This window comes from Tropicimonas sp. IMCC6043, assembly GCF_004146235.1.
In the GTDB taxonomy this organism is placed as follows: Bacteria; Pseudomonadota; Alphaproteobacteria; order Rhodobacterales; family Rhodobacteraceae; genus Tropicimonas.
The window spans coordinates 1-21,500 of sequence record NZ_SELO01000036.1 but is presented as its reverse complement, the minus strand read 5'-3'; the positions used below and the strand labels follow the sequence as shown (position 1 = coordinate 21,500).

Sequence of the window (21,500 nt, the reverse complement as noted above, 5' to 3'; positions counted from 1 at the left end):
ATGGCGCCGGGACTAACCTTCGTCAGTGCGGTGAGGCGACGACATCGGCTAAATGAGACGTGCCCGCCGAATATCTGGTGGCGCAGATTTCCGAGTACCCGAGAAGCGTGTGGGCGTGTCGAACCCCAAAAAGGTCGGCATGTCGGCACGCTTCTTATTCTCGGAACGTCCATGAAAAGGACAATTTCAATGACTTGCGATCAGAACAAGACGGCCGAGAAGATCGCGTCCGTGAAGGCCGCGTGGGACAAGGCGCCCGCTGGTCCGAAAAAGGACGCGGCGCTCAAGCACTACCAGTTAGCCGAGAAGGCAAACACCGCGAAGAATGACGCCGAGAACAACAAGGAACTGGACGCGGCAAGCCACGCGCTTTCGTGACGTGATGGCGTGACTGCCCGGCGCCATGACCTGGGCAGTCGCACGCGGGAAACCGGCAGGAAGCATGTCAATGAGCCGGAGCTTGCTTCTCATCCTGATCGGAATGCTCGCCGTCTGCCTCATCGGGGCAGGCTATCTCTGCTGTCAGGAACGCCAAAGCGGCATCGAAATTGAGATCAACGAGGACGGTGTTTCCATCGAGGGCAACTGAAGCGCCACGTACAGACACAGTCACCACCGGAGCGCATCCCCTATCGGGCGCGCGCCCTCAAAGGAGAAAGCACCATGTCGCTCGGCACAATTCTGGTCATTATTCTTGTCATTTTTCTGCTCGGCGGGTTCAGCGGGCGCTTCGGGGGCTACGGCTATGGCTTCGGTCATGCCGGGACAGGTGTCCTCGGCACGATACTGATCATCGTGGTCATCCTTGTTCTGCTTGGCCGCATCTGACCTCCGGGCGGCGTTTCCTCCGGCTTCAGGCAAGCAGAGGCCCCGTATGATCCAGGTATTCCGGATCGAACTCGGCAAGTTCCACCAGCCCGCCATAGTCGTGAAACGTCACCCGGCCGTCCCGAAAGGTCACCAGTTCACTCTCGCGAAGCTGCCGCAGAACGCGGTTCACATGGACCGCGCTCAGCCCCAGCGTATCGGCGAGGTGGTACTGCGTCAGAGGGCAGTCATAACCCTCCTTGGTTCCCATACCGACCAACGCCAGCCTCGATCCAAGCTCCAGCAGGAAATGCGCCATGCGTGCGTCCGCATCACGCTGACCGATCCCGACGAGATGCTCCACGACCATCGCCTCGTCCCTTGAGGCCGCCCAGAGAATAGCGGTCGCGAGGCGCGGCGTCTGCTCGAACGCATCAAGAAGGTCGCTGGTTGGCACTTCGGCAGCCTCGATGTCCACGATGGGTTCGAAACTGTGGTCCGACGTGCGCAAGAGGACGCTCCGCAACCCCAGAAAATCCCCTGGCACCTGGAAATCCACGATCTGCCGAGTCCCGTCAGGCTGTAGCTTGTAAGAACAGACCCAACCCGTGCACAGGATATACGCGGTCTGAGCCGATTGACCCTGATGCACAATATCTCGCCCCGCGATAAAGGAACTGCGACGCTGCTGCAGCCGTTCAAGCACGGCTAGTTCGACCTCCGACAATCTGACAAAGGCGGAAAGCTTGCGGATCAGGGGGCTTGCTTCGACGGTCACGGCTCCCTCGCAGTGAAAGCAGTTCTTGGTGCAGGCATTAGCGAAAACTTCCGACCAACCCACTGCTTCAGATCAGTCTATCCTAGCACTTTTCCTGCAACAATGAGGTGGATCATCCCGGTGCGTACCGGCCATGCACGCCTCTTCAATAGCGAGGAACACCCAAAATGCCCGACCAGACAGATCATGCCGGCATGGCGGCCCTGTCGATCTGCGAGGCGCTTCTTCTTGCGATGAACGACCGCAAGCTGCTGCCCGAGCACGAGATCATCGGGGTTCTCCGCGATGCCGCGTCAGCCCACGAGAACGCCACCGACCCCGACTTGGGAACACATCGGGCGGTGGCGGCGTTGATCAATCGGATCATTGCCGGTGGAAATTCCGTGCGCAGGCCTTGACCCCAACGCGTTCCACCATTGAGGACCCGAGATTGTCCCTCCGATCTACTTCCCCATTGCCCCACCTGCTGCTTCAATCGCCCGACGATCGGGACATGCCTCCCGGCAACGACAAGCGTGATGACGATGTACGATTCGCCCGTTGGGATGACGAACGGCGTCCGGGCGCATTGCCGGGTCAAGCCCACGCGCCGGAGGGTCGATCCGCGGGTGCCTGCCCGGATGCGGGCATCCCCTCCTGTGTAACCGTTCCCGCGCAGGACAGCACGCACCTACGTGCGTCTGACTGGACAAGGACGCTGGCGAAATATCGCCAGCCGCGTCCCTCCCGAAGCGTTTTCGAGCTTGCCGTCACGCTCGTGCCCTTCGTCGCGATCTGGGCGGTGGCCTGGTGGATGCTGTCGATCAGCGCCGTATTGGCGCTGGTCCTTGCGTTGGCGAACGCGGCCTTCCTCGTCCGACTGTTCATGATCCAGCACGATTGCGGGCACGGATCATTTTTCCGCGACCGGCGCCTCTGCGACTGGATCGGGCGGGGGCTCGGCGTCCTCACGCTCACACCCTACGACGTCTGGCGCCGGACCCACGCGATACACCATGCCTCGACCGGCAATCTCGACCGCAGGGGCGTCGGAGACATCCCGACCCTGACGGTGACTGAATATCGGCAGAAGGGATGGCTCGGCCGGGCGCTCTACCGCCTGATCCGCAATCCGGTCTTTCTGTTCGGGGTGGTGCCGTTCTATACCTTTTTCCTGCAGAACCGGCTGCCAGTTCACCTGATGCGCTCCGGCTGGCGCTACTGGCTGAGCGCGATGGCGACGAATGCCGCCATTGTCCTCTTCCTAAGCGTCATCGTCTGGCTGGGCGGCTGGGACGTGCTGCTGTTCGTGTTCCTGCCCACGATGCTCCTGGCTGCCATAGCCGGCATGTGGTTCTTTTACGTCCAGCACCAGTTCGAGGAAACCAGCTGGCAGCACGAGGATGCCTGGAACGTCCAGGAGGCAGCCCTTCACGGCAGCTCGCACTACGACCTGCCCAGAATCTTGCGTTGGATCACGGGCAATATCGGCGTCCACCACGTGCATCACCTGGCCTGCCGGATCCCATTCTACCGCCTGTCCGAGGTGATCACGGATCACGCGATCCTGGCCGAGACGAGGCGCATAACGCTATGGCAGAGCTTTCGCTGCGCAAGGCTGCACCTATGGGACGAGAAGCATCGGAAACTTCTTTCATTCGCGGAGGCCCGGGCGCTTACGCTCGTCTCTCCAGACCGTACCTGACGGGCTCGAAGCCCGCCTTTTCTGCAACGCTCACCACCACGGCTCTTTACCGTCGCAGCTTGCAGTGGTTTGAAGCCTGCCCCTGACGGCCGGCTACGAGGGGCCTACCCTCATCTTTCGCGCAGCTCGGCACCCGCATCAGATGCAGGAACCTCGCGGCGCATTCTCGTCGAGGTGCCAGCGCCACTGCGGCTCGGAACGAAGCCGCTCGGCGCGTTTCTTTCGGATCTCGGAGGCGAACAACGGGCCGAACCGCTGCCACCAGAACCGCACGGATTCGTGGCTGACCTCTATCCCGCGTTCGTGCAGTAGATCCTCGACATTCCTCAACGACAGCTGGAAGCGCACACAGAGCATCACGGCCAGGCGGATGATCTCGCGGCTTGTCCGGAAGTACTCGAATGGGGCGTCTTTCGTCATCCCAAGACGCTACGAGACCACCCTGCCCCGCTCAAGCTTCATCGCCTTGACACCACCTCGCCGCCAGGCGGATGATTTCGGGGCTCGTCTTGAAGTTGCGGAAGGGACTGCGTTTCGTCATCCAGGGACGCTAACCAGCGACCTGCCCGGTCTCAAGCCAAGTTCTTGTCTTATGACTTTCCCCTGCTCTGTGCAAAACAGGAGCCACTGGCCGGCACCCCATTGATGCCGGCCAGTGGCGTGGGTTGGGTCGGCAAGTTCCTGGCCATGGAGGGCCGCGTCAGAGTGTGACCTTCAGACGATTGACAGGGCTATTCTGGAGATCATCAAGGCAGATCAGGAACTACAGGCGCGTCATGAGATCCTGCTGAGCATTGCGGGCATCTCCGAAGTCACCGCAGCCGCGATCCTGACGATGATGCCAGAACTCGGTCACCTCGACCGCAAGCAGGCTGAAAGCCTGGCCGGCCTGGCTCCGGTCACCCGCCAGTCTGGGCGATGGCGCGGAAAGGCGTTCATCCAAGGCGGACGCTCAGCCCTGCGACAGGCGCTCTACATGCCGGCCGTCGTGGCCTGCCGATTCAACCCCGATCTCAAGGCCAAATACAACGTACTCATAAGCGCAGGGAAGCCACCCAAGCTCGCAATCACCGCCATCATGCGAAAGCTTATCGTCCTCGCCAACGCGCTGATCCGTGATCGTCGCTTCTGGCAAGCCTCCCGCACTTGACCAAAACGGATACTCTGACAACACCCTCCCATAAGCTGTTGCTGCGTCTTCCTTGGTGGCGGGATGAACCGCGACCGACAAAATGGCCCAGAAAGCAAACCCAGATCAGCCTTGAAGGAGGCGTTCCCGGCTATTGGGATAAGCGGGTGGGGTTTCGTTTCCAGTCTTCCTGTGGTGCCTGGAAGCATGGACGCGCCACATCCGGACCAGAGGCAGGACAAGGCCCGCCAGGATGCCCACAGGGTTTCCAGAGAGTCGCAACATTTAAGGAGGGCCAAGATGATGACTTCCAAATCGCGCAAGACAACCACGGCAATTCTCGCGGTGTTGTCGCTGATGCAACCGCTGCCGGCTTCGACGCAGGCCCTTACGGGAGCCAGAGATAACGAAAACGGAGCGATGTCGGATCGGAAGGAGCGCCGCGACCGTGTCGAGGCCCGTTCGTTCGAAGAGATTTGCGCCGAGGCATTGGTTGCAGATCCGCGCGCCTGCGAAGCCCTGATCCGCGACCTTCAGGCAAAGGCCGAAGTCGGAGCCCGAGCAGCGACCGACAAAGCCGGACAGGCCGCGACCGAAGCCGAGGCTGCGGGAAAACTGGCGGATGAGGCCAAGGGCGCCGATAAAGGTGAGGCCAAGGTAGAGGCAGCGAGGCTTGCCCACGAGGCGGATGTCGCCGCAGAGCAGGCCAGGGTGGCGACCGAAACCGCCGAAGTGCTTGCGGCCCAGGCCCAAGCGGCTGCACAGGCCGCGGTATATGCCGAGGCCGCTGCCGCCGCCGAGCAGGCGCGGGTTGATGCCGAAGCCGAGGCCGCCGCGGCTGCCACTGTACAAGCCGCGGACGACGAGGCGCAAGCACAGGCGGAAGCTGCCGCAAATGCGAAGGCCGAGGTGGATGCTAAGGCCGCGGCTGACGCGGATACGCAAGCCCGGTCCGAGGCTGAGGCTGAGGCTGAGGCTGAGGCTGAGGCTGAGGCAAAGGATATGGCGGATGCCAAGGCCGCAACAGAAGCAGAAGCCCTTGCTGGCGACCAACAAACCGTAGAAGACACTGCCGCCGCAGCGTCTGAACAACCCGCTCCTGCGGCAGGCGCGGACTACTGCCCGGCCCAGGTCATCAATGCGGACGGAACAATTCGGTGCGTCGATGCGCTGACGTCCGACGCTATTGCGGCGATTGCGGCGGGTTCCGACACCGGGAGCGAAACGCAGGCCGAGGTGATCACCGAGACCGTCACGGAGAGCACGCACCGCTCCAGCAGCGAGGAATTTGGCCAAAGCAACCCGGTTGAGGAAACAGCGGGCGAAGAGACAGGCGCCACAGCCTCGAGCGATGCGGCTACGGCGCAACCTGACACCGGTCTGAGCGATCTTGAAAAGGCGGGCCTGATCTTCCTGGGCGCCGTTGCGGTCGGGGCGATCCTATCCAACGGTCAGCGGGTGGAAACGAACACCGGCGACCGGGTGATCGTGAAGGAGGACGACGGGTCCTTCCGGGTTCTGAAGGATGACGATGCGCTGCTTCGCCAGCCGGGATCGGAGGTGCGCACGGAACGCTTCAACGATGGTTCGACCCGCACCACGGTGACGCGTGCCGATGGCACCCGGATCGTTACCATCCGCGATTCCACGGGACGCGCACTGCGCCGCGTGCGCATCGACCCGGACGGGCTCGAGTATCTTTTGATCGACGACACCCGCACCTTCGAGCCAGTGATCGTCCCGGAACTGCCCAACCCTGCCCAGAACGCTTACGACTATCGGGAGGCATCCGACGCCGAAAGCCTGCGCCTAGCACTGCTTGCCGCCGAAAGGCGCGACATCGGCCGCAGTTTCAGCCTGCGCCAGGTGCGGGAATATGCCGAAGTGCGCGCATTGGCGCCTGTGATCAACCTGCAGTCCATCACTTTCGCAACGAACTCCGCCGCTCTTCAGCCGTCGCAGGCAAAGCAACTAAGGCAGATGGGTCTGTTGATGCGCGAGCTGATCGCAAAGGATCCGACCGAGTTGTTCCTCGTCGAAGGCCATACCGATGCGGTGGGAAGCGCGGATTACAACCTGCTTCTGTCGGATCGGCGGGCGGAGTCGGTGGCGCTGGCCTTCAGCGAGTATTTCGGGGTTCCCACCGAAAACATGGTCGTTCAAGGCTATGGCGAGAGCTTTCTGCAGGTTCCTACCCTGGAGGCTGAGAGGGTGAACCGGCGCGTGGCTGTCCGCCGCATCACGCGGCTTCTGTATCGCTACTGATGCGCTGCGCACCAGCGGCATGCCGAGGTGTCTGCCGCATGATATCCATTTGCCCCGGGTCGCTGGGGATGGTGTGGGGCTGGGCGGGCGGTGTCAGACAGATTCGAACCAGTCTACGCAAGGGCAGGACCGCTGTCCCTTATGCCGCGCCGAGTTGACGCCACTCGTCGAGAGCAGCGGCGCGGTTCTTCTTGAAGTTGGCTCTGGGGGAGAAGCTGCGCTCCGAGTTGAAATGGTTGAAGACCGAGGCGTGGACGGATGCGAACATCTGTAAACTTCGCATCCGCCGGAACCGTTGCATCGCCCGTTCTCGTCGTCGGAATGGCAGGTGCGAGTTCTCCGCCCGATTGTTGAGCCAGCGCCCAGTTTCCTGCCGGTCCACCGCGCCGACCTCCCGTAGCGCAGCACTGTAGGACCGCAGCTTGTCGGTGACGAAGACGTGCGGCCGACCATAGCGTTTCATTGTTTTCTTCAAGAATTTCAATGCGGCCTTCTTGTCGCGTGTCTTCGTCACATAGCTTTCGAGGACCTCGCCCTCCTGGTCGACGGCCCGCCACAAGTAGTGCCGTTCACCGTTGATCTTCACGAACATTTCGTCGAGATGCCAATACCATTGCGGCCCGGAACGCAGCCGCTCGGCGCGTTTCATGCGGATCTCGGAGGCGAACATCGGTCCGAACCTGTTCCACCAGAACCGAACGGATTCATGGCTGATGTCGATGCCGCGCTCGTGCAGCAGATCCTCGACATTCCTGAGCGACAAAGGGAAGCGCACGTAGAGCATCACCGCCAGGCGGATGATCTCAGGGCTGGTCTTGAAGTATTTGAACGGGTCGCGTTTCGTCATCCGGGGACGCTACTCAGCCCCCTGCCCCATCTCAAGCCACGTTCTTCTGACACCGCCCCTGCTGTGGGTGAGGACCTTCGACACCGTCGAAGACCTCCGCGAGGCGCTGATCGCATTCCGGAAGACCTACAACCAGCAATGGCTGATCGAACGACACGGCCACCGCTCGCCAGCCCAGTTCAGACGTGACCAGATGGACAGCCAACCCGTGGCCGCGTAGATGCAAACGGGTGTCTCAGAAACCGGGGGCTCTACAGCTGGGATAATGCCAAGTCCGGAAAATCTGGCTACGCGATCGCCTCTGGTAACGAATGAGTGCGCGGAATCTGCGACAAGCCTCGGATCAAGTGCTGCGTATGCAACCTTCGCGCCAAGGCCGCTGCCGACTGGTGTGAGATCGCTGCGGCCTGAGGCTGCCTTCGCAATGTGCTTTCGGCCACCGCGATTTACCGCGACAGCGCCCTCAGGCGGTCCAATCGGCGTAGCCGAACTCGTTGATCAGACGTTCCTTTAGTCCATTTCAGATTCCGAATTTGGGGGCGGACGCTCGACCAAGTGAAGTTCAGTTGAGGACGACTATGTATTTGACAATCCGGTTGTTGTCGCTGTCTGAAAAGTAGAACGACCCCTCACGCACCGCCACGCCTTCCGGATCGTCGAAAAGGTACTGTCCAAGACCGGGTGCCCCGCTGCCGATGATCCCGAGAACACGATCGGCAGCAGGATCGATAAGCAGGGCGCGATGCGCATCCTGGTCGACGACAACCAGATGTCCGAAATCATCGACGGCAAGGTAGCGCGGTCCGACGAAGCCATATTGCGACCCGTCGAGCACTTGCAACAGCTCGAGATCTTCGGAAAACCGCACAAGGCGCCGGTTGAAGTTGTCGGCGACCCAGATCGTGCCATCTGGCGCTTCCTCGACATCGTGAGCGCCCGGCATTCCGCCGGCCGATGCGACGACGAACTCGTCTTCCACAGCCACTAGTTCGCCTATGCCCGACGCCATCACGTATAGCCTTCCGTTCGAATGTGCGAGTGCACCTTCCGTTCGCGGAAAAGGCGCCAGAATGCCTATGCTTGTGGCGCCGTCGGGTCCAAAGGAAAAAAGCGCGACGGCATTCAACCCAGTGGTGGCGACGTAGGCGATGCCGTCGGGACCGAATGAGATGTCATGCACGTTGGGAAGGAGGCCCTCGCCGAACGCGCCCTCAAATTCCAAAGTCTCGGGGTCGAAGATGGCAATCCGCGCGCCGAACTTGTCGGCAACGTAGAGCTTTCCGTCCGGACCGAAATCGAGATCATGCGGATCGTTCAAAATCGCCTCGCTCGCGCTGTGGTAGGTGGCGAATGGCTGTGTTCGATCCTGCGCATGGGCCGGAATCGCAATACCGCAGGCCAGAACTACAGCGCAAAGATCAAGGAAAACCGGTCTGAGCATTTGACTATCACATCTGCGTTTCAAAGGGCATCCACTGATGGGCATATCGGAAGATTTTGGATCTCCTGTTCGAACGGGTATTCGGCTAGTCCCCGATCCTAGCCCATGCGGATCACCAAAGAAACGTCCTGTGTTTCCGCGGGCCAGTGATTGCTTCGATCTCAGCCAATGCCGTACTGTGCGGTCAGCCGACCTCGACCGCTCGTGCAGGCGAACACGTCGCCAGTCCTTGCTCTCATGGCAGGTTTGCCGACCTTCCAGACATCTGACGCAATTTGTCGGATGTCCTGTTTCGGTTCTGTTGGTGCTTGTCAAGGAGGAGGAAGGCGTGCCGCTACACATGCATCTTTCTCTCCAGTAATTCCTCACCCAACAGGTCTGGATCATAGCGTCACTGAAGTTCGGTTGATAGCAGCGCATCCCGCCCGGCAGCGGCCCCACTCCATATCGGCGCTCAGCCAGATCGTCAGCGGACTGTGCCGTTCCGGCGACCCTGTGTAAGCTTACTAGATCTTGGTTCCGCACTCCATCGGGACCCAACTGCTCATGCCATCCAGCTATCACATTGGATTCATGCAGTGAGTTCTCCATCCGATTTGTGCAACAATACCGCTCATGCCCGAAATAGAATTGGCCGCGAGAGTAACTCGCGACCAATTCAAAAGCCTAAGCCGCGTGCTTTCAAGCGGCGCGGCGGCGGCGGCGCGACGCTGCGCCCAAAAGTGCGAGCGCCGTCGGCAGCAGGACGGCCCCAGCCGGTACCGGAACGGCCGAAACTGTGACGACACGCATCCAGTCGCCCGGCTGAGTGACACGCATGAATGTATCCAGACTAGACCCAGCGAAGTTCACGGTATCCCCGGACTCGAAGCCGCGATTGCTGAAGTTGTCGTAGGTCACGCCCGCCAGGCCAAGGATACCGTCAGAGGCCTGAAGGAGTGATCCGTCGATGCTGGTCATCACCCCCAGAATATCTCCAGAAAAGCTGAAACTGGCGCTCAGCTCGAGAAGCGAAGTACCGCTTTCGCGGTTCAAGAAGATCATATGGCTGTCGACCAACAACCCATTAAGGTTGAAACCGCCATCAACAAATAGATCGGTTGCAACCAACACTCCTTGCGCCTCATCGAAGCCGAGAATGTTTGTATTGCTGCCGGGCGTTGCGTTCGTGACGGCGGTCAAACCAGTCGCGTCAAATATCTGGCCGGCTCCACCGACACCAACGATGGTTGCGTTAGCAGCGCCGCCAAGTAGTACAGCCGAAAGGACGCAGGCGAGAAGTCTCTTATACATTATTTCCCCCTTGAGATAATGGACCCGGCGAAAACCGGATAAGTCAAACGTGATAGCGTATCGATATCGTAAACGATTTTCGGCACGAGTAAAGTCGGTCTATCCTAAGTGAGTGTAGGTAGCGGGCATCGTGTTCGTTTGAGCCGCGTCCGCCGGCAAAGCAGACTTCCCTCGTGAACATTCCAATGTCGGGACAGCGCAGTGAGCGACCGCGCTGGCGTGTCCGGTCCAAGAGCCAACGCTTCGTGCCACCGAAGGGGGAGTATGACGACTTACCGGACCTTAGCCGCGAGCGCGACATTCCGACCATTGCGGGAGCAGCATTCGCAAGACGGGCGGGGAACGTGAATTCGCTGCGATCTTCACCAACGACCGGAATGCCAACATTTACAGTCGCAATCTCGGCCTTCCGTAGATTTGTTAGCGACCTTGATGAGAACGCTCGGCTCGTATTTGGCGTCGGCGCCTGCCTGGCGGCATCCGTCCGGCAGTGCTGTTGGAAGCGGCGACGGTCTTGTTCGCGGTCTTCGTGACACATCCGCTCAGGAGATCTCGGGAAGCGCGTTTCGGATTTCTCGTCCGATCACCTCCTACTTCGAGCATTTTACGCCGACTCATGGTCGTTGCCCGTATGCCGACCCTGTCGCTAACATCGTGACAGGGAGATCATCCAATAATGGACAGGAGACGATTCCTTGAGGGCCTGGTGGCCGGCGCGATTCTTGGTGCCCCGGTTCGAGCCGGTGCGGGCATCTCATTTCGGCTCGGTCTGACACCCGTCTTTCTCGACAATGATGCCGTCGTAATCGATCGCCTGAGGTCGTCCCTGTCCGATGCGATGGGAGAGCCAGTGGACCTGATCCAGCGCAGGACCTATCAGGAGATCACCGCATCCATTCTCGACGGATCGGTGGACGCGGCCTGGATCTGCGGATTCCCGTTCCTCCAGCATCGTGAAAACCTGTCGCTTCTCGGCGTTCCCGTCTGGCGCGGGCGCCCGCTTTATCAATCCTACCTGATCGCGGGGATCGGGGACGACGCGACCGGGCTCGAAGATCTTCGTGGCGACGTCCATGCCTTCTCCGATCCTGACAGCAATTCGGGGTTCCTTGTAACCGCTTCCGATCTCGCGCGCCTCGGCGAGACGCCCGAGCGGTTCTTCGCCCGCTCGGTGTTCACATATGGCCATCGCAATGTCGTGCGTGCCGTGGCGGGCGGCCTCACCCGGTCGGGAAGCGTTGACGGGTATGTCTGGGAAACGCTCGCGGCGGTCGAGCCATCGCTGACCGGCCGCACGCGGATCGTGGCCAGGTCGGAATGGCTGGGTTTCCCGCCTTTCGCCGCGCGCGCGGACAGGGCGTCAGATGAGGATCTACAACGGTTTGGCGCGGCGCTTCGAAACCTCGGCGAACAGCCGGCCGGGCGCGAGGTGCTGGACCTGCTGTTCCTCGATGGGGTCGCCGAGGGTGATCCGGGCCTCTTCGACGGTATCGCTGCGCGGATGGCCGAGGTAGCGAGGCTATGATGGTTCCGGCCCGGTTCGGAACATGGCCGATCACCATCAGGGTCGCGCTTGCGACGGCGGGCCTGATGGTCCTCTTCGGCCTTGTCGCGTCTCAACAGGTGTTGTCCACGCTTGGCAGGCTTCAGGACGCCCGGCTGCAGGAATACGCGAGGCTCCACGTCGAGGGGCTCGCCGTGGCGCTTGGTCCGTTCGCGCTGCACAAGGACGTCTGGGAAGTCTACGACACGCTCGACCGTGCGCGGGCCAATGCGTCGGGAGAACGGATCCTGTTCACCGTTGTTGCAGACGAGCGCGGCAGCGTTCTGGCGGCGACCGACCCGATGCGTGCACCGGTGGATTCGGCGGTTGCCGCCTTCGCGGACGACGCGGTTCCCGTTGGAGAAGTGACGGCGGCGAATGGCACCTCGGTTGTCCGGGTCATGGCGCCCTTGTCGGTGCAGGGCCGGGAGGTTGGCCAGATCGTGACCGAACTGGACGTTAACGATCTGGTTGAACAGCGCCGTGCCGCAGCCCTCGCGCTACTCGCAGGCAACGCGACGGCGACGCTTATCCTGGTGATCGCTGGCTACGCCGTCGTCGCGCGGATGCTCAAGCCGGTCGAACTGCTTGCAAGCCACATGGGCGAGGCCGGCGGGGCACCGCAGGCCATTCCGGAAACGGCAATCCCGCGCTCGGATTCGGTCCTGACGAAGCTGTTGCGGAACTTCAACGAAATGGCGGGGGCGATCGGTGCCCGGACCGAGGCGGAGCGGCGGCTCGCAGAGCGTGAACGCTTCGTCAGCCTTGGACGGCTTTCCTCGTCGCTGGCGCATGAGATCAACAACCCGCTCGGGGGGCTCCTGAACGCGACCGACACGATCCGCAGCTACCCTGATCGTCCGGACGTCGTCCGCGAGTCCGCGGACCTTCTCGACCGTGGCCTGCGCCACCTGCGCGACGTGAGCCGGGCGATCCTGGAAGAAAACCGCGTGGACCGATCCGGCCGGCCGCTGTCCGGAACGGATTTCGAAGATCTCCGACTGCTGTTCGAGCCGGAAACACTGCGGAGGCGGCAACAACTTGAATGGGACATCGGCGTCGGCGACGACATCCTCCGGCGCCTGCCCTCGGCACCGGTACGCCAGATCGCCCTCAACCTCCTGCTCAACGCGTCGTCAGCAGCGCCAAACGGCGGTTCGGTCTCGTTCACCCTCCGGGAAGAAGAGGGGCACTTGAACCTGTCGGTGAAGGACGATGGCCCCGGCCTTTCGGAGGCGGCCCGGTCCCGGTTGATGTCGGAGGCGCCGGTCGTGCCCGGCGGCGGTGTCGGGCTGCGCCTCGTCCGCGATCTTGTCGCCGATCTCGGCGGTGTCATCGCCTGCGGTCAGTCGGAGACCCGCACCGAGATCACGGTCAGCCTACCATGGGAGGGAAACTCCGCATGCTGACAGGACGCTACATCGTGCTGATCGAGGATGATAGCCTGATGGGGAGTTCCATCGTGCAGCGCCTCGAGCTCGAAGGGGCGGAGGTCACCTGGGTGAAACAGGCGGTCCGGGGCATTGCCGCCGTCCGCACACCGCGCCGCTTGGTCGATGCCGTCGTCTGCGACATCCGCCTTCCCGGCGGCACCGGCGAGGACGTCTTCAACGCCATATCGCGGTCGATCCCCCCTCCGCCGTTTCTCTTCATCACGGGACAAGGCGAGATCGACCAGGCCGTTCGTCTCCTACGGGCGGGCGGGGCCGACTACATGACGAAACCGTTCGAGATGGCGTCCTTCCTTGGGCGCCTTGCACTGATCCTGCGCCCTGACCCGGATGCGGGGCTGCCGCCCGAGACCGGCATTTCCGTCCTTGCCAGACAGGTCGATGCGTTGGTTTCCGAATTCGCGCGGATCGACCTGCCGGTCCTGATCCGCGGGCAGCGCGGGCTCGGAAAGGCACGCCTTGCGCTGCGCATCCACGACCTCTCCGATCGCCGCGCCGCGCCGTTCATTCATGTGAATGCTCACAACGATGAGCGTGCCGGCGATGCGCTCTCCGGCGCGCTCGACACCGTGTCCGACGGCACCCTGTTCGTGAACGGAATTGACCGGCTGGACGATGGCGTGCAAGGGCGGCTGATGGACGCCATCGGGACCGGCTCGTTCAGGCTCGTCGCCTCCTTTGGCTCCGGACCTGACGCAGAATCCGAGGAGGGCGGGGTTCGTTCCGACCTGATGTACGCGATGGTCGCCCATGTGATCGTCGTGCCCCCCCTGTCGCAGCGCGTCGACGATGCCGTCTGGATGGCGGGACGGTTGTTCCAGTCGATGAACGAGAGGCATCCGACGTCGTTGCGGGGCATCTCGGACCTGGCGATGGCGGCAATCCGAGATCACGACTGGCCGGGCAACGGCCGCGAGCTCCGGTCACGGATGCTGCGCGCCATGGAGGTGGCAGACGGCGACTGGATCTTTCCGACCGACCTCTTTCCGGAGCTGAACGAGGATGCGAGGGAGGTGCGTACACTCGCACAGGCCCGGGAACAGGCCGAGCGGCGGCATATCGTGAAGGCATTGGAGCAGACCGGCGGACAGATTGCCGAGGCCGCGCGCCTGCTCGAAGTGTCGCGCACCACGCTCTGGGAGAAGATGAAGAAGCTCGGGCTCTGATCCTCCATGACGTTCGGAAATCCGAACGTCAGGATATTTACAACAAAAACAATGGCGTGAGCGCGACTCTCGAGCGGCCGCCAGATCCGGTTCTGCCCGTAGACTGGACCCATGCTGCAAAAAATAGCAGTCAAGGGAGGACACCAATCATGAAATGCAATCGGCTGGTCGATGTCGGCCGCCGCCAGTTCCTGCGTGGCGGCATCATGAGCGCCGCGGGAGCGGCAGCGGCAACCGTTATTCCTGCGAACCGGGCACAGGCGCGCAGCCTTGCGAGGGTGGATTATTCGTCCAACCGGCTGGCGAACGTCGCCGACCTCGTCGTCAACGAACCGATGGACATTGCATACCCCGACGCGGAGAGCCCCGGCGTGCTTCTGAAGCTGGGCACGGCAGTCGAAGGCGGAGTGGGGCCGGATGGCGATATCGTCGCCTACTCGGTGCTCTGCCCGCACAAGGGGTGGCTGCTGACCTACAGTGCCGGTGACAAGACCCTCAACTGCCCGGGGCACTACTCGCGTTTCGACTGCGAGGCCGGCGGGCAGCAGACCTGGGGCCATGCGACCCAGAACCTGCCCCAGTTCGAGCTTCGGGTGGACGACAGCGGCGAGATCTTTGCCGAGGGCGTGGACGAGCTGATCTATGGCCGCCTGTCCAACGTTCTGGAAGCGTGAGGGAGAAGAAAAGATGACCTACAAGCGTTTCACCGACCGTCTTCCGATCATTCCGGCGGACGCCACCGTGCTCAATGTCACCTGCCACTACTGCATCGTCGGCTGCGGCTACAAGGCCTACACCTGGCCGCTCAACAAGCAGGGCGGCATGGCGCCGGACGAGAACGTGTTTGGCGTCGATCTCGGCGAGCAGCAACCGATGGAAACCGAGGCCTGGTATGCGCCCTCGATGTACAACGTGGTCAAACAGAACGGCCGGGACGTGCATCTGGTGATCAAGCCCGACCTCGACTGCGCGGTGAACTCGGGGCTCGGCTCCATCCGCGGCGCGCGCATGGCCGAGAACCGGCGGTCCGATGTCACCGGAACGCAGCAGCAGCGGCTCACCGACCCGCTGGTCTGGCGCTACGGCACCTGGCAGCCGACCACGTGGGATGACGCGCTCGACCTCGTCGCGCGCGTCACCGCCCGGTTCATCGACCAGGACGATGAGGACGACCTCTACGTCTCGATGTTCGACCACGGCGGCAGCGCCGGCGGGTACGAGAACACTTGGGGCACCGGCAAGCTCTACTTCGGCTCGATGAAGGTGAAGAACTGCCGGATCCACAACCGGCCCGCCTACAACTCCGAGGTCCATTCCTCGCGCGACATGGGTGTGGACGAGCTCAACTACGCCTATGAGGACTACACGCTCGCCGACACGATCATGATCGTCGGGGCGAACCCGCTTGAGACCCAGACAAACCTGTTCCTCAACCACATGGTGCCGGGCATGCAGGGCGGGGCGAAGGTGATCATTGTCGACCCGCGGCGCACCGTGACAGTCAATGCCTGCGAGGAGGCGGCAGGGGCGGAAGGCGTCCTGCACATCCAGCCGAACTCGGGCACGGACCTCGCGCTCTTCAACGCGATCCTCACTCACGTCGCGGAGCAGGGATGGGTCGACCAGACCTTCATCGACGCCTCGACCTTCGCTAACGGGATCGCCGTTCCGGAGGACGAGGCGCATCCGGCCGCTCTGGGCTCGATGCAAGAGGCGCTGGCAGCCGTACGGCTTTCGACGGCCGAGGCCGCGGAGATCTGTGGCGTGCCGGAGGCGGATATCGTCAAGGCGGCCGAGTGGTATGCGAAGCCGAATGACGACGGCGGCCGGCGCAAGTCGATCATCGCCTACGAGAAGGGCATCATCTGGGGCAACGACAACTACCGCACGATCGGCGCCTTGGTGAACCTCGGTCTCGCCTGCGGCAACATCGGCCGCGAAGGCGGGGGCGTCTGCCGCCTCGGCGGGCACCAGGAGGGCTACTTCCGCCCGGGCGACGGCCATGTCGGCCGGCCTGCACCCTATTTCGATCAACTCATGATCCAGGGTGGCGGACGGGTGCACCACATCTGGGCATGCGACCACTACAAGACCACGCTCAACGCCAGCGTCTTCAAGCGCGAGTATAACCGGCGCACCAACATGGTGAAGGAGGCAATGGACGCTGCCGCCGGGGCCACGCGCGAGGAACTGGTGGATGCGATCGAGGGCGCGGTCCGCGCTGGTGGCCTCTTCTCGGTCAATGTCGACATCATCCACAGCCAGATCGGCCAGTCCGCGCATGTCATCCTGCCGGCCGTCGAATCCGGCGAGATGAACCTGACCTCGATGAACGGAGAAAGGCGTCTGCGGCTCGTCGAGAAATACATGGACGGCCCGGGCCAGGCGATGCCCGACTGCCTGATCGCCGCGCGTCTCGCCAACAACCTCGAGCGCGTGCTGTCGGAGGAGGGCCGGACCGACTACGCCGCGCAGTTCGCCGGCTATGACTGGCAGACCGAGGAAGAAGCCTTCATGGACGGCTACAACTCCGGCAATCCCGAGGTGACCTATGAGCGCCTGCGCGCAATGGGCAACAACGGGGTGCAGGAGCCGGTCGTGGGATTCGAGAACGGTCAGCTCGTGGGAACCCCGCGCCTCTACACCGACGGCGTCTTCACCCGACACGGGCGTGAGGACGGCAAGGCGCTCTTCTGCCTCGGCGGATGGCGCGGGCTCGAGGCGCCCGGAAAGGCGCAGCAGAAGGCCAACTACCGGTTCCTCATCAACAACGGCCGGTCCAACCTCAACTGGCAGAACTGGTTCCTCGACCAGGACAACGACTTCGTGATCGACCGCTTCCCGCTGCCTTTCCTCCAGATCAATCCGGCAGATGCCGGTGAACTGGGGCTGGTGAACGGAGACATGGTCGAGGTCTACAACGACGTCGGCGCCACCCAGGCCATGGTCTACCTGGAGCCGACCGCGCGCCCGAACGAGACATTCATGCTGTTCGGCGCGCCCTCGGGCACCCAGGGCAATGTGATCAACGGCGGCGTGAACGAACTCATCCTGCCGAACTACAAGCAGACCTGGGCGAACATTCGCAAGATCGCGGACGCGAGCCCGGCCACGACGAAGCTAAGCTTCAAGTCTTGGGAGGTCGAACTCGGATAGGAGCGGCCACCCGATGCAGCCGCCGGATGGTTGTTCGTCCGGCGGCAAGCTGCTTTTCAGTATTCATATACGAAAAGACTGAGTGTCGACGGTCGACGCTTTGTCGAATTGATTCAGATCAAAGTGCAGTAGAGCCGCTTATGCGCAAATGCGCATGAAGGAGTGACTCATGATTCTGTCCGTTCTCTCCGCCCTTGCCGAACCGACACGCCTACGCGCAATGCATATGCTTCGCGATGGAGAGGAGCATTGTGTCTGCGAATTGATGCAGGCAATTGGCGCGACGCAAAGCCGAATGTCGCGACATATGCAGGTCCTGAAGCAAGCCGGTCTCGTAGTCGACCGGCGCGATGCCCAGTGGGTGCGCTACCGCAGAAACTCCGACGTGCCATCCGAAGTCCGAGCGGTGCTCGACGCGGTGCTCGCGGTAAACTTTGACGAGGAAAGGAAGGTCGCATGACGTCCGAGACGCATACGCCTCACTCACGGCACGAATTTCCGGCCTGGAGTTGGCATGTTGGCGTGGCCGCGGCTGCAGTGGCCTGGTGGCTGGTCTATCGGCAGCTATTGCCGGCTTCTGCGCGGATGACCGCACTATTTCCGGTTCAGCCGGACAGCCACGCCGGCAGCGCCATCGCATTCTTCCTCTACGACGTGCCGAAAGTGATGATGTTGCTTGCGTTGATCGTATTCGCCATGGGTGTAGTGCGCAGTTTCTTCAGCCCCGAGAAGACCCGCGCCTTCCTGTCGGGAAAGCGCGAAGGGGCGGGCAACGTGATGGCAGCCGGCCTCGGGGTTCTGACGCCGTTCTGTTCCTGCTCGGCGGTGCCGCTTTTCATCGGCTTCGTGTCCGCAGGCATTCCGCTCGGTGTGACGTTCTCGTTCCTGATCTCGGCACCGATGGTTAACGAGGTTGCCTTGGTATTGCTCTTCGGCCTCGTAGGCTGGAAGGTGGCAGTGACCTACCTTGTCTTTGGTCTTGCCATTGCCATTGTCGCTGGCTTCGTCATCGGCAATCTAAGGCTTGAAGGCTGGCTGCAGGACTGGGTCCGGGACATACATAGTGGCGCGGATGCGCCCGTGGTCATCGACGGTGAACAGCTTTCGATGGTCGACAGGTACCGGTTGGGCATCGAGGCGGTTCGGGAGATCTTTGCGAAAGTCTGGATCTGGATCATCCTCGGGATCGGCGTCGGTGCGCTGATCCACGGCTACGTGCCCGAGGACCTGATGGCGCGGATCATGGGCGCGAATGCTTGGTGGAGCGTTCCGGCTGCCGTCGTCATCGGAATCCCCATGTACACCAACGCGGCCGGCGTCATCCCTATCGTCGAAGCCCTACTCGGCAAGGGAGCGGCCGTCGGGACGGTTCTCGCCTTCATGATGTCCGTCATCGCCCTGAGCCTCCCCGAAATGATCATCCTCCGGCAGGTCCTGACGCTTCGCCTGATCGCCGTCTTCATCGGTGTGGTCGGCAGTGGCATCCTGGCGGTTGGGTTCTTGTTCAACGCGATCTTCTGAGAGGCAAAGAAATGAAACACGTCAAGGTTTACGGCCCGGGCTGCAAACGGTGCGAAACGACCGAGCAGATGGTCAAGGATGCGGCCGCACGGGTCGGGGTCGAGGTCGATGTCGAAAAGGTCACGGACCCCAAGGCGATCGCCATGGCGGGCGTCATCTCGACACCCGGCATCGCGGTTGACGGCAAGTTGGTGCACGCCGGCGGTCTGCCGGATAGGTCAAGGCTCGAAAGCTGGATTTTGGCTTGAATTCCGCCAAGGCTTCTTTCGTGTAGATCTCGGCTCAGTTTGTCGACGAATGCCCGGCGTCTCCTTCAACCGTTAGTAATCATGGGCGCTTGTCCAACATGCCGCGGAAAGAACCCACCAGGGATCGGCCGCATCCACTGATTGATGCAACGCGATTGCTGCGCAGCGGATGAATGGCTGGTTACGGGGCGTTGGGGAAAGGTGCTGACGACATTTCAGGTGGCGGCTCAGGGCCGTTCTCGTCGTTCTCGCCCGACGCAGGATCACACCTTCTCGTGGCTGCAGAAACCCGAAGAGAGGGCGGCGAGCCGCCAAATGCACCCGCTGCATAGCGCCCGCAGCATTTCGCAATGGCGGACGTTCATTTCCGTTCAAAGTCTGTCCCGACCACTACAATTACCATGTTCTGGCCCGGAACCGCCCAAAGCCCGCCTGACCGGCGAACTTGTCGGCGAACGAACGCACATCGGTTCGCTGCCCTTCCTGAACACGTATCGAACCATGTGTACAGCGCCCGAGCCGGAATTTCGGCAACTCCTTCAGGACATCCGCACCTTCGATCTAGCCGCATAGTCGACGTTGACCCTCGACACGGCAGTCTGCCGTTCCTAGCCCATTTTGTAGAATGATGCGGATCAGATGAACTGGTAAAATGCCGACCTTGCGGTCATCTGAAGGTTTCGGTCGGATGACGGATTTTCTGCCATCGCGGCCGAATCTACTACTTGCCCAGTCAGATACTCAAGGTGCCTGCGACCTGCTCCTTTTTCACGAGCTGTTTTGCCAGAAATGCAAAACCGGTTGACGTGCGTCAAGGGTGCAAGGTTCCCTTCGGCGTATAATTCCGACGTCGCAACGTAGCAGCGGCCAATGGAAATTGGGACGCTCGTTATGGGGTTTCGGTCTGTCTTAGCGTCGCAGTTCGTCTCTTCGGGACGGCGCGTAGCGTCGTCGGCTGCAAGGGGGGAATTGTTATGACTCTCGCAACCAGAACTTCGGTGAATGATCTGAAATCCATCATACAGGGCACTCAAGAAGCCAAGCGCGCCAATCCTGAGATGGGAAAGGTGACCTTCAAATCGGCTTGCAAGTCGATGGAGGGTTTCCGCACCGAAGCAGCAATTCGCAATCACAAACTGATGGCAGACTTTTCAGAAGCGCTGGGGGGCATAGCGCCGGCCCAAGCCCAGTGGAACTTGTCTTGGCTTCCATCGGGACGTGCCAGGCAATGACCTACCGTGCCTACGGAACCGCAATGGATATTCCCCTCGATGCGATCGAGGTCGAGGTTGAAGGGGACATTGATCTGCGTGGGTTCCTGGCGGTGGATGATAGCGTCAGGCCGAGCTTTGGGGCGCTTCGCGTGAAGGTCCGTCTAGCGTCCGACGCATCAAGCGATCAGATCGAGATGCTCCGGACGGCATCCGACGCACACTGCCCTCTCCGCGACATCGTAGCGGACAGGACGCTGGGATTTTGCGCTGGAGGTAAAAATGACCGGCCAAATTAAACTTGTTTCTCTCGAATTTCTCACTGATCACCCGCCGATCCGAAAGAACTCCGTCAATTCGGGGGCGAATCTGATGGCGAACGGGACAGTCCTGAAACCGCCACACTGGAAGTCCGGGAGCCCGCGGAATCATCCCGTGAGCTTCACCAGAGGCAAGCCGGTTTTAGTCGAATTGACCCTTGAGATCACCAATATGGGAACCTTCCGTCTCGAAGGCCACAGCAGCAGCGGTGCTCTGAGCTTCACAGGATTCTGTACCGGCAGCGTGGGCCCGCGGCGGATATTGAAGCTCAAGGTGCAAAGCAACAACCTTCCCGGCAGAGTGGTCCGACTAAGCGAGAAGATTTCGTGGAAGGCCGCAGTCGATCCCACGCACAGGGTCGATATTGCCGAAACCGGCCCGCACGAGATCTTTGTCCTTTATAGGAAAGTCTGAAGAACCTTCGCCTCTGGGCGTGATCTGATAGGGTCTGTGTATCCGCGAGAGGAGCGCCGACGATGCCGAAACAGCCCGCCTTCCCGAGCATGACCGACGCGATGAAGAAGAAGCGCACGCGGCGTGAGCAGTTCCTAACGGAGATGGACGCAGTGGTGCCGTGGCGTCGGCTTCTGGCGCTGATAGAACCGCACTATCCCAAGGCTAGGCCGAAGGGCGGGCGTC

General features: G+C 61.6%; 22 protein-coding genes and 3 pseudogenes. 20 read left to right on the top strand and 5 right to left on the bottom strand.

Features of this window, described 5'->3' with window-relative positions; translation table 11 throughout:
* Nucleotides 1–189 precede the first annotated feature (189 nt).
* The 3 genes from EU800_RS20940 to EU800_RS20935 all read left to right on the top strand — a co-directional run bounded on the left by EU800_RS20940 (nucleotide 190) and on the right by EU800_RS20935 (nucleotide 828).
* Nucleotides 190–378: a hypothetical protein gene (locus tag EU800_RS20940; RefSeq protein ID WP_129635405.1), complete on the top strand. Its 189-nt coding sequence runs from the start codon at nucleotides 190–192 to the stop codon at nucleotides 376–378.
* A gap of 70 nt (nucleotides 379–448) precedes the next feature.
* A complete protein-coding gene (locus EU800_RS26995) occupies nucleotides 449–589 on the top strand; it encodes a hypothetical protein (protein WP_165354781.1) in 141 nt (46 codons plus the stop codon).
* A 74-nt stretch (nucleotides 590–663) separates the two neighbouring features.
* Entirely contained in the window at nucleotides 664–828 is a 165-nt protein-coding gene (locus tag EU800_RS20935) for a DUF3309 family protein (protein WP_129635403.1), read from the top strand.
* Nucleotides 829–853: 25 nt separating this feature from the next.
* On the opposite strand, the gene EU800_RS20930 is transcribed toward EU800_RS20935, so the two are convergent.
* On the bottom strand, nucleotides 854–1,585 hold the full coding sequence (locus EU800_RS20930) for a Crp/Fnr family transcriptional regulator (RefSeq protein WP_129635401.1): 732 nt from the start codon (nucleotides 1,583–1,585) through the stop codon (nucleotides 854–856).
* 167 nt (nucleotides 1,586–1,752) lie between these two features.
* Between EU800_RS20930 and EU800_RS20925 the strand changes: the two genes are divergently transcribed.
* Both EU800_RS20925 and EU800_RS20920 read left to right on the top strand, forming a co-directional pair.
* On the top strand, nucleotides 1,753–1,983 hold the full coding sequence (locus EU800_RS20925) for a hypothetical protein (RefSeq protein WP_129635398.1): 231 nt from the start codon (nucleotides 1,753–1,755) through the stop codon (nucleotides 1,981–1,983).
* Between the two features lie 95 nt (nucleotides 1,984–2,078).
* A complete protein-coding gene (locus EU800_RS20920) occupies nucleotides 2,079–3,269 on the top strand; it encodes a fatty acid desaturase (protein ID WP_242500660.1) in 1,191 nt (396 codons plus the stop codon).
* 165 nt (nucleotides 3,270–3,434) lie between these two features.
* Here EU800_RS20920 and EU800_RS20915 read toward each other — a convergent pair.
* A pseudogene (locus tag EU800_RS20915) lies at nucleotides 3,435–3,689 on the bottom strand (IS6 family transposase); the annotation flags it as partial.
* A 235-nt stretch (nucleotides 3,690–3,924) separates the two neighbouring features.
* On the opposite strand from EU800_RS20915, the gene EU800_RS20910 reads away from it, so the two are divergent.
* Both EU800_RS20910 and EU800_RS26990 read left to right on the top strand, forming a co-directional pair.
* Entirely contained in the window at nucleotides 3,925–4,419 is a 495-nt protein-coding gene (locus tag EU800_RS20910) for a transposase (RefSeq protein ID WP_129635396.1), read from the top strand.
* Nucleotides 4,420–4,698: 279 nt separating this feature from the next.
* Entirely contained in the window at nucleotides 4,699–6,663 is a 1,965-nt protein-coding gene (locus EU800_RS26990) for an OmpA family protein (protein ID WP_165354780.1), read from the top strand.
* A 139-nt stretch (nucleotides 6,664–6,802) separates the two neighbouring features.
* Here the strand turns inward: EU800_RS26990 and EU800_RS20895 are convergent, their stop codons facing one another.
* Nucleotides 6,803–7,510, bottom strand: coding sequence for an IS6 family transposase (locus EU800_RS20895; RefSeq protein WP_129635390.1), 708 nt, complete (start codon nucleotides 7,508–7,510; stop codon nucleotides 6,803–6,805).
* A gap of 58 nt (nucleotides 7,511–7,568) precedes the next feature.
* Between EU800_RS20895 and EU800_RS20890 the strand changes: the two are divergent.
* Nucleotides 7,569–7,730, top strand: a pseudogene (locus EU800_RS20890) (IS3 family transposase); the annotation flags it as partial.
* A 342-nt stretch (nucleotides 7,731–8,072) separates the two neighbouring features.
* Here the strand turns inward: EU800_RS20890 and EU800_RS20885 are convergent.
* Together EU800_RS20885 and EU800_RS20880 are read right to left on the bottom strand one after the other, a co-directional pair.
* Nucleotides 8,073–8,975 (bottom strand): NHL repeat-containing protein, encoded by a 903-nt coding sequence (locus EU800_RS20885; RefSeq protein WP_129635388.1) that lies wholly within the window; start codon nucleotides 8,973–8,975, stop codon nucleotides 8,073–8,075.
* A 657-nt stretch (nucleotides 8,976–9,632) separates the two neighbouring features.
* Nucleotides 9,633–10,244, bottom strand: coding sequence for a hypothetical protein (locus EU800_RS20880; protein ID WP_129635386.1), 612 nt, complete (start codon nucleotides 10,242–10,244; stop codon nucleotides 9,633–9,635).
* 676 nt (nucleotides 10,245–10,920) lie between these two features.
* Between EU800_RS20880 and EU800_RS20875 the strand changes: the two genes are divergently transcribed.
* The 12 genes and pseudogenes from EU800_RS20875 to EU800_RS20825 form a co-directional block, all read left to right on the top strand.
* Nucleotides 10,921–11,769: a PhnD/SsuA/transferrin family substrate-binding protein gene (locus EU800_RS20875; RefSeq protein WP_129635384.1), complete on the top strand. Its 849-nt coding sequence runs from the start codon at nucleotides 10,921–10,923 to the stop codon at nucleotides 11,767–11,769.
* Nucleotides 11,769–13,196, top strand: coding sequence for a HAMP domain-containing sensor histidine kinase (locus tag EU800_RS20870; protein ID WP_129635382.1), 1,428 nt, complete (start codon nucleotides 11,769–11,771; stop codon nucleotides 13,194–13,196). The genes EU800_RS20875 and EU800_RS20870 overlap by 1 nt, the downstream gene beginning before the upstream one ends.
* The gene (locus EU800_RS20865) at nucleotides 13,190–14,404 is read left to right on the top strand and encodes a sigma-54 dependent transcriptional regulator (RefSeq protein WP_129635380.1); all 1,215 of its coding nucleotides are present in this window, start codon (nucleotides 13,190–13,192) and stop codon (nucleotides 14,402–14,404) included. The genes EU800_RS20870 and EU800_RS20865 overlap by 7 nt, the downstream gene beginning before the upstream one ends.
* Before the next feature lie 149 nt (nucleotides 14,405–14,553).
* Nucleotides 14,554–15,078 (top strand): arsenate reductase (azurin) small subunit, encoded by a 525-nt coding sequence (locus tag EU800_RS20860; protein WP_129635378.1) that lies wholly within the window; start codon nucleotides 14,554–14,556, stop codon nucleotides 15,076–15,078.
* A 13-nt stretch (nucleotides 15,079–15,091) separates the two neighbouring features.
* Nucleotides 15,092–17,560: an arsenate reductase (azurin) large subunit gene (locus EU800_RS20855; RefSeq protein WP_129635376.1), complete on the top strand. Its 2,469-nt coding sequence runs from the start codon at nucleotides 15,092–15,094 to the stop codon at nucleotides 17,558–17,560.
* Between the two features lie 169 nt (nucleotides 17,561–17,729).
* Nucleotides 17,730–18,020, top strand: a complete 291-nt coding sequence (locus tag EU800_RS20850) for a metalloregulator ArsR/SmtB family transcription factor (RefSeq protein ID WP_129635374.1) — start codon at nucleotides 17,730–17,732, stop codon at nucleotides 18,018–18,020.
* Nucleotides 18,017–19,081 (top strand): permease, encoded by a 1,065-nt coding sequence (locus EU800_RS20845; protein ID WP_129635372.1) that lies wholly within the window; start codon nucleotides 18,017–18,019, stop codon nucleotides 19,079–19,081. The genes EU800_RS20850 and EU800_RS20845 overlap by 4 nt, the downstream gene beginning before the upstream one ends.
* Nucleotides 19,082–19,092: 11 nt before the next feature.
* Nucleotides 19,093–19,329: a thioredoxin family protein gene (locus EU800_RS20840; protein ID WP_129635370.1), complete on the top strand. Its 237-nt coding sequence runs from the start codon at nucleotides 19,093–19,095 to the stop codon at nucleotides 19,327–19,329.
* A 974-nt stretch (nucleotides 19,330–20,303) separates the two neighbouring features.
* Nucleotides 20,304–20,561: a hypothetical protein gene (locus EU800_RS26985; protein WP_165354779.1), complete on the top strand. Its 258-nt coding sequence runs from the start codon at nucleotides 20,304–20,306 to the stop codon at nucleotides 20,559–20,561.
* On the top strand, nucleotides 20,519–20,839 hold the full coding sequence (locus tag EU800_RS20835) for an OsmC family protein (protein WP_242500659.1): 321 nt from the start codon (nucleotides 20,519–20,521) through the stop codon (nucleotides 20,837–20,839). The genes EU800_RS26985 and EU800_RS20835 overlap by 43 nt, the downstream gene beginning before the upstream one ends.
* Nucleotides 20,823–21,275 (top strand): hypothetical protein, encoded by a 453-nt coding sequence (locus EU800_RS20830; protein ID WP_129635366.1) that lies wholly within the window; start codon nucleotides 20,823–20,825, stop codon nucleotides 21,273–21,275. The genes EU800_RS20835 and EU800_RS20830 overlap by 17 nt, the downstream gene beginning before the upstream one ends.
* A gap of 62 nt (nucleotides 21,276–21,337) precedes the next feature.
* Nucleotides 21,338–21,500, top strand: a pseudogene (locus EU800_RS20825) (IS5/IS1182 family transposase); the annotation flags it as partial.